The sequence below is a fragment of the Nocardia sp. NPDC004582 genome, assembly GCF_053602115.1.
Genome location: NZ_JBSGCY010000223.1, coordinates 1 through 6,987 on the forward strand (window position 1 = coordinate 1; position 6,987 = coordinate 6,987).

Sequence of the window (6,987 nt, forward strand, 5' to 3'; positions counted from 1 at the left end):
GTCACCACGACCCGTGCGCCGCGGCGGGCCAGTGCTTTCGCCAGTTCGAAGCCGACGCCGCGGCCGCCGCCGGAGATGAGCACGCGGTCCTCGGGACCGATGGCGCCGGCGTGGTCCTCGGGCAGCCGCAGCGGCGCGCCGCGCAGGGCGAGGACGTGTCGGATCCCGTCGCGATAACCGACTTCGAGGTCGTGCCAGTCGCCGGTCTCGGCGCAGACGGCCTCGACGGTCAGCGTCGCGTCGGCGCGGTCCAGATCGACGGCTTTGACCGCGACGGTGGGCAATTCGATCGGCAGCGTCTTGGCGACGCCGGTCCACGCCCCGCTCAGCGGCTGCTCGGCGACGTGGCCCGAGCGGCCGAACAAGCCGTCCTGATGCCCGACCGCCAGGTAGAAGCGGCGTGCCACAGCGGATTCGGCCTGCCAGGCGGGGTAGACGAGTTTGATCGCCGCGACCGTGCGGGCATACGCCTCACGCCAGCCGTTGTCGCCGAGGGTGTATCGGGCGGCTCCCATCAACCCGAGATCGATGATCCCGTCCCAGCAGTCGGCGTGCGCGGCCGCCGCCGCGAGTTCGTCGCGCCCGGTCGCGGTGTGCACGGTGATGCCGCAGTCGCGCAGCCCGGCCGCGACCTGGTGGGTGAACTCGTTCGGAAGGCCCAGCAGCAGCACGGTTCCGCCGAACAGTTGATCGTGGTTCGGGCGGAGCAGTGGTCGTGGGATCGGTTCGGTGACATACCGGTCGACCGGGCGGGCGAAGTCGACGCCGTCGTAGGCGAGCAGGTTCGGGCGGACCGCGGGTTCGTCCTCGGCGGGCGCGGTCGTCGGCGCGGCGGGCGGGACCGGCACGGAAACCGTTGGCGGCCGGGTCCGTTCGTGCTCGGCCGCGGACCGGAATTCGCCGGTGCCGCGGTGGACGTAGCCGATGACGTCCCCGGCCAGGTCCGCCATCCGCAGCACCATGCGGCCGTCGGCGGTGGTGACCGCCGCCCAGTCGTTGGTGTAGCGCTTCGCCCCGCGCCGAGGCGGACGGGCGTGCAGGGTCAGATCCCCGTCGCTGACGGCGAAGTCGTTGAGCCCGCCGTAGATGTCGATGCGTCCGATCGAGCGCGGCACCACGATGGCGCTCCAGTCGTCGCCGGTCGCGGCGACGGCGCCCTGGGCGACGGCATCGCACAGGACGGCGGGCACCAGCGCATCGGAGAACCAGCGCCCCAGGCGTTCCCGGTTCAGCCGCAGGGCCGCGCGGTTGCCCGCCGATCCGACCGTGATGTGCGAGAACGCCGCGAAGACTCCGCCCAGGCGGGCGAAGGGGCTGTCGACCTGGTACGGATTGGCCAGTTCGACGCCGTCGGTCGGGTCGGGCAGCAGGCGGGGGTCCGGCCGGGGGCAGGCGGGCGCGGAATCACGCAGGATGACGCGCATGCTCGCGTGCGGTTTGTCGGTGGCCAGTACCGTGCCGTCGGGTGCGATGAGGTCGGAGACGATCGCGACGTCGACCACCGAGCGGCCCTCGGCGCCGGGCTCGTGGGTGACGAGTTCGGCGACCAGCTTCTTGCGTTCGGGCCGGGCCGAGGTGCGGTACACGCGCACGAATCGGTCGAAGGCCAAGTCCTCGAACGCGACCGGGACCCGGCCGGGCACGAGTTCGGCGGCGGCCTCGGCGGCCATCTCGGTGAGGACCAGGCCCGGCATGGTCGGGTGGCCCTGGATGAGGTGGTCCTCGAGATAGCCGTCGCGGCCGAGTTCGAGATCGCGGTGGATCACGAGCCGGTCGGGCGCGCGCTCGGCGATTTCGTCGACGAAGAAGCGGGGTCCCCGGGCCTTCGGTTCGGTGTGGACGGGCTCCCACAGCGCCCGCACGCCGGGCCGGTCGCGTTCGATGGCCGCCCGTTCGGTCGCGCCCAGGAAGACCGGGCATACCCCGGTTTCGGGCGCGCCGAGTTCACCGAGCAGATGCGCGATGCCCTCGACGGCGGGCATCGGGGCCATATCGGCGTTGGCGTCGAGCACCCGGGCGTACGCCGCTTCGGTGCTGCGCCCGGCGTCACCCCACAGTCCCCACGCGAAGGTGGTTTCCGCGCCGCCGCGTGCGGCCTCGAATCCGCCGCTGCTGAGCAGGAAGGCGTTGCCGGAGGCGTAGTCGGCCTCGCCGCGCACGCCCAGCACGGCGGCGATGGAACTGGTGTTGATCCAGCGGCGCGGCGGATGTGCGGCGAACGCGGTCTTCAGATTGCGATACGAGCGCACCTTCAGGTCGCGCACCGCGCGAAAGTCGCTGAGCCGCTTGTTCTCCAGGTCCGCGGTGCGATTGACGCCCGCGAGGTGGAACAGCAGATCGACGCGCGGCCCCGACAGCCGGTACACCTCGGCGGCCAGCCGGGTGACCGCCTCGGCGTCGGTGACGTCGCACGGGTGGTAGTGCACCCGGCCCGCGCCCGCATGCCGTTCCAGTTCGCGCAGTTTGTCCCGGATCGCGCGGGCGTGCCCGAGCCGGGTCAGCTCGGCGTTGGCCGCCGCCACGCCGCCGGGGCGGCCGACGGCCTCCCGCAACAGTTTCCGGCGTCGTTCGCCGTGCGCGGCGTCGTCCTCGGTGAGCGCGTCCGCGTCGAAGCGCGACAGATCCGTGGAGCCCACGATGTGCAGGATCGGCCGGTAGCGTTCGGCGAGCGCCAGCATCATGGCCATGCCGATCCCGCGGCTCGCGCCCGCGCCGACGATGACCGCGTCGGCCGGGAGGTCGAGCGGGGGAGCGGAGGCCGGCAGCGGCTCGGGGCGGGTGCGTTCCACCAGCCGGATGCCGGTGGCGCGCACCGTGACCGGCAGCGGGCGCGCCACCCCGCTCTCCTGTTCCAGCAGGGCGATGCCGGGACCGGCGTCGTGCTCGTCGGTCAGCAGGACGAGGGTGTCGACCGCCGCGAAGTGCGGTTCGGTGGTGAGCGCCTTTCCCAGTCCGGTGAACAATCCGGCGTACGGGTGCGGGTGTCCGGTGGCGTCGGCGCCGCCGAGGATCAGCATCTGATAGGTCGCCGGATGGGTGGAGCGGGCGGCGAGGAACGCGGCCTCGTGCCCGGTCATGATCGTGTCGTCACCGACCGTGGCCCAGTCGTGGACCGGGTCGAGGCGCACGATCACCCGCACGTGGGCCGGATCCAGGGCGGTCAGCGCGGTCGCGAGAGCTGTTTCGTCATGCGCGATCTCGCTGGTCCCGCCGTCCGCGGTCAGCAGCCAGCCGGCGCCGTGCGGGCGCAGGACGGCGGTGTCGGAGGCGAGACGCCCGGCGTCGAGTTCGATATCGCCCGCCACCACGACCAGGGTGCGCGGTGGTGCGAACGGCACCCCGGCTCCGGTCTCGACGGCTGTTTCGGGCTCGTAGGTGAGCAGGTGCCGATCGAGCACGTTCGGCGGACTCGCGGCCACCTGCTCGGGAGCGGCCTCGAGGTGCGCGGCGGGCGCCCCGACCGGTTCGGCACCATCGGCGACCCGTTCGAGCCGCAGCGTCAGTGGGGGCCGCCCGGCGCCCGCGGACCGGGTGATCCGCGCCGATTTCGCGGTGCCGGTGAGGAATTCGATCAGTTCGAGAGCGCCCTCGGCGCCCAGCAGCCGGACCTGGTCCGGACGACGTCGGGATGTCATGCGGGTGCTCCGATCGAGGTTTCCAGGCGGGTGAGAATGTCGAGTCCGGCGGTGCGGGCGACGGATTCGCGGGTGACGGCGAACAGGTAGGCGCCCTCGGCGACCGGGCGGGCGTCGCCGCCGCGGACTTCCGAGGACCAGGCGGGGGAGGCGTTGGCGCTCATGCCGGCGACGAGCGCCAGATCCAGGTCACCCGAGCGCAGGTAGTCCTCCGCGGTCTGGAAGACCTGCAGTAGTGCGGTTTCGCCGGTGTCCACCAGCAGGTTCAGGCCACGCAGGTCGAAATAGTTGCAGATGCGGGAGGCGATCAGGTTGGGCATGGCGCCGGGGTAGGAGTCGGCGGTCAGCGGTGGCGCGGAGTTCTCCACGGCCTGCCGGAACTCCTCGAGGAATCGGGGGATGCCGGGAATCGGCGCCGCGGCCAGCACATCGGCGATGTCGTCGAGATGGGTGCGCAGCACGATGCCGCCCATCGCCTGGGTCTGCCCCATGAAACCGACGATCACGCCGGTGGTGTCGCGGTGGGCGGAGCAGAATTCGAGCACCCGCGCCGGGAGCGCGTGCACACACTGGATGGCCAGCAGCTGCGAACGGTCGAGTGAGCGCACCAGTTTCGGTGGCATCCGCACGGATTCGAACGGCGGCGCGGGGAACTGCTCACCGTAGTCGAGGTCATCGGGTTCGCACTTCGACCAGCCGACGATGACCAGCGGATCGCCGGAGTGGTCGGGACGCTCCGGCGGGGCCGGAAACGCGTGCCGCGGTAGATATTCCGACACGATGACGGTGGCGTTGGTGCCGCCGAAACCGAAGCCCGACACCGCGCCTATCCGGGGAGTCTCGACCCGGCCCGGTCCCACCGGACGCGGCCAGGCCGCCGGCTCGCGTGGCACGGTGAGACGCGACGCGTGCTCGGCGACCTTGTCCCGCAGCCGGGTGAATCGAGGCTGCGCGGGAATGTGCCCGTGCCGCATGGTCAGCAGCAGATGGATCAGCGACAGCGCCCCGGCCGCCCACCCGGTGTGCCCGATGATCGACTTGTTCGCCACCACCGGCACCGGACGCTCCCCGGCGTAGACCTGCGCGATGCCCAGCAGTTCGGCGTTGTCGCCCGCGGGCGTGCCGGTCGCGTGGGCGATGACCAGTCCGACATCGCCGGCGTCGATGCCGGAGTCGGCCAGCGCGCGCCGCGCGGCGGCCACCTGGCCCGGGGTGGAGGGCGCGTTGATGGCCTTGCCCTTGCCGTCCGCGGACAGCCCGATCCCGGAGATGACACCGAGCACCTGGTCGCCGTCGGCCAGGGCGCGCGAGAGCCGTTTGAGCACCAGAATGCCCGCGCCGTCGGCGAACAGGACACCGTCGGACGTCTCGTCCAGGGCCCGGATCTCACCGGTCGGCGAGAGTCCGCCCAGTTGCGCGAACGCCACCATGTTCGCGACCCGCTGAGCGTGTGAGCCGCCGCAGACCGCGATGTCGGCGCGGCCCTCGCGCAGGTCGCGCACCGCGCGGTCGAGGGCGTACAGCGACGACGAGCACGCGGTGTCGACCACGAAGACGGGCGTGGCGGCGGGCAGGATGCCGTCGATGGCGTCCGCGGCGATGTCGTGCGGTAGGGTGCGGGTGGTCGCCGCCCGCGGAAATCGTTTCAGCAGCGCGTCTTTCACGGTCCGCAGCTGGTCCTCGGTCATGGTGCCGCTGTCGGTGAGGGCGAGCAGGACCGATTCGACGAGGAAATGCTCACCGCGGTGCTGGCTGCCGTCGCAGGTGAGCCCGACGCTCATGGTGTAGCGGTCCTCGGCGCGGCGGGTGACCGATTCGAGGGCCTGATACAGGCTGTGCCGCAACCACAGGGTGTTGAAATCGCGTTCCCCGCCGTCGGGTTCGGCGGCCAGGGCGGGATGCGGCCGGAAGTCCTGAATGATGCCGCTCACCGGCTGGTAGCCCTTGTCGGGGACGTCGCGGCGGCCGGGTGTGAACGCCGAGGTCTGCCAGCGGTCGGGGGTGGCCTCGCTGAACAGGGCCGGGCCATCGCACAGCACCTGCCAGAATTCGTCGGGACTGTTGACACCCGGTGCGGCCAAGCCCATTCCGACCACCACGATCGGGTCGTGACCGAGTGCGGCTCCGGAGTCCGGGGTGGCGGGCGTGCTCGCCGCCACCCCGGTCGACGCCGTCGTGGCGGGCGGTTCGGGTGTGATCGCTCCTTCCCGTCCGCGGCCGAAGGCGCCCAGCGGCAGTCCGAGCCCGCCGTCGGCGGTCACCGTCTGCCCGGTCATCCACACCGACCGATCCGAGGCGAGAAAGCCGACCACCTCGGCGATCTCGTCGGCCTGCCCGAGCCTGCCGAACGGCGTGCGGTCGGCCATCACGGCGGCGAAACCGCTGCTGTCGGGGAACATTCGCGCCCCCGGAGTGTCCAGCAGGCCGCCGGAGGCGGTGTTGACCCGGATGCCGTCGGCGGCGAATTCGACGGCGAGGTAGCGGGTCAGGCTCTCCAGCGCGGCCTTGGACAGGCCGATGGCCAGGTAGTCGCGCAGCACCCGGGTCGATCCGATCGAGGACAGGTTGACGATCGATCCGCCGCCGCTCGCCGTCATCAGCGCCCGCGCCGCCTGCGAACACCGCAGCGGCCCTTTGACATTGATGTTCCAGGTGCGGTCGATATCGTCCTCGGTCAGCGTGGCGGCGCTGCCGAACAGGCCCAGCGCGGCATTGTTCACCAGCACGTCCAGCCGCCCCGACGTCGCGCCGATCTCGGCGATCATGCGCTCCACGTGATCGGGTTTGCCGACCGAGCCGCGCAGCACCCGCACATCGTGCCCGGCGGCGGTCAGCCGCTCGGCCTGCTGCTTTCCGGCCGCGAACGAGTGGAAGCAGTTCAGATAGACCGTGGCGCCGCGCTGGGCCAGCAGACCCACCACGGCACTGCCCACGCCACCGGCGCCACCGGTGACCAGCGCGACCTTTCCGGCTAGTTCGCCCTGGGCGGTCATCAGACGGCCCGCGCCAGGTCTCGGGAACCGGCGGCGGCCAGCACATAGTCGGCGATCTTGCCGAGGGTGTCGAAATCGACCGTGCGGATGGAGGAATCAGGCTCGGGCAGGCCGAACAGCAGGCGGGCGCGGCCCATCAGGTCGGTCTGGCGGATGGAGTCGACACCCAGGTCGGCTTCCAGCAACGCGTCCTCCTCGAGCACCTCGATGGGGTATTCGAGGGCCTCCGCGTACATTTCGCGCAAGGTGGTCAGGACCTGGGTGCGGTCGAGAGCGCCCTGGGCGGGAGCCGCGGCCGGCGGTGCGGGCACGTGGGGCGCGGCGTGGGTGACGGCCGCGACAGCGGCGGGAGCTGGGAC

General features: G+C 71.8%; 3 protein-coding genes. All 3 read right to left on the reverse strand.

Going from position 1 to position 6,987, the window contains the following annotated elements:
• The coding region (locus tag ACWELJ_RS32610; RefSeq protein WP_452369923.1) for an SDR family NAD(P)-dependent oxidoreductase at positions 1 to 3,635 on the reverse strand (3,635 nt) is incomplete at its 3' end.
• The gene (locus tag ACWELJ_RS32615) at positions 3,632 to 6,628 is read right to left on the reverse strand and encodes an SDR family oxidoreductase (RefSeq protein WP_452369924.1); all 2,997 of its coding nucleotides are present in this window, start codon (positions 6,626 to 6,628) and stop codon (positions 3,632 to 3,634) included. The genes ACWELJ_RS32610 and ACWELJ_RS32615, both read right to left, overlap by 4 nt.
• The coding region (locus ACWELJ_RS32620) for an acyl carrier protein (protein ID WP_452369925.1) at positions 6,628 to 6,987 on the reverse strand (360 nt) is incomplete at its 5' end. The genes ACWELJ_RS32620 and ACWELJ_RS32615, both read right to left, overlap by 1 nt.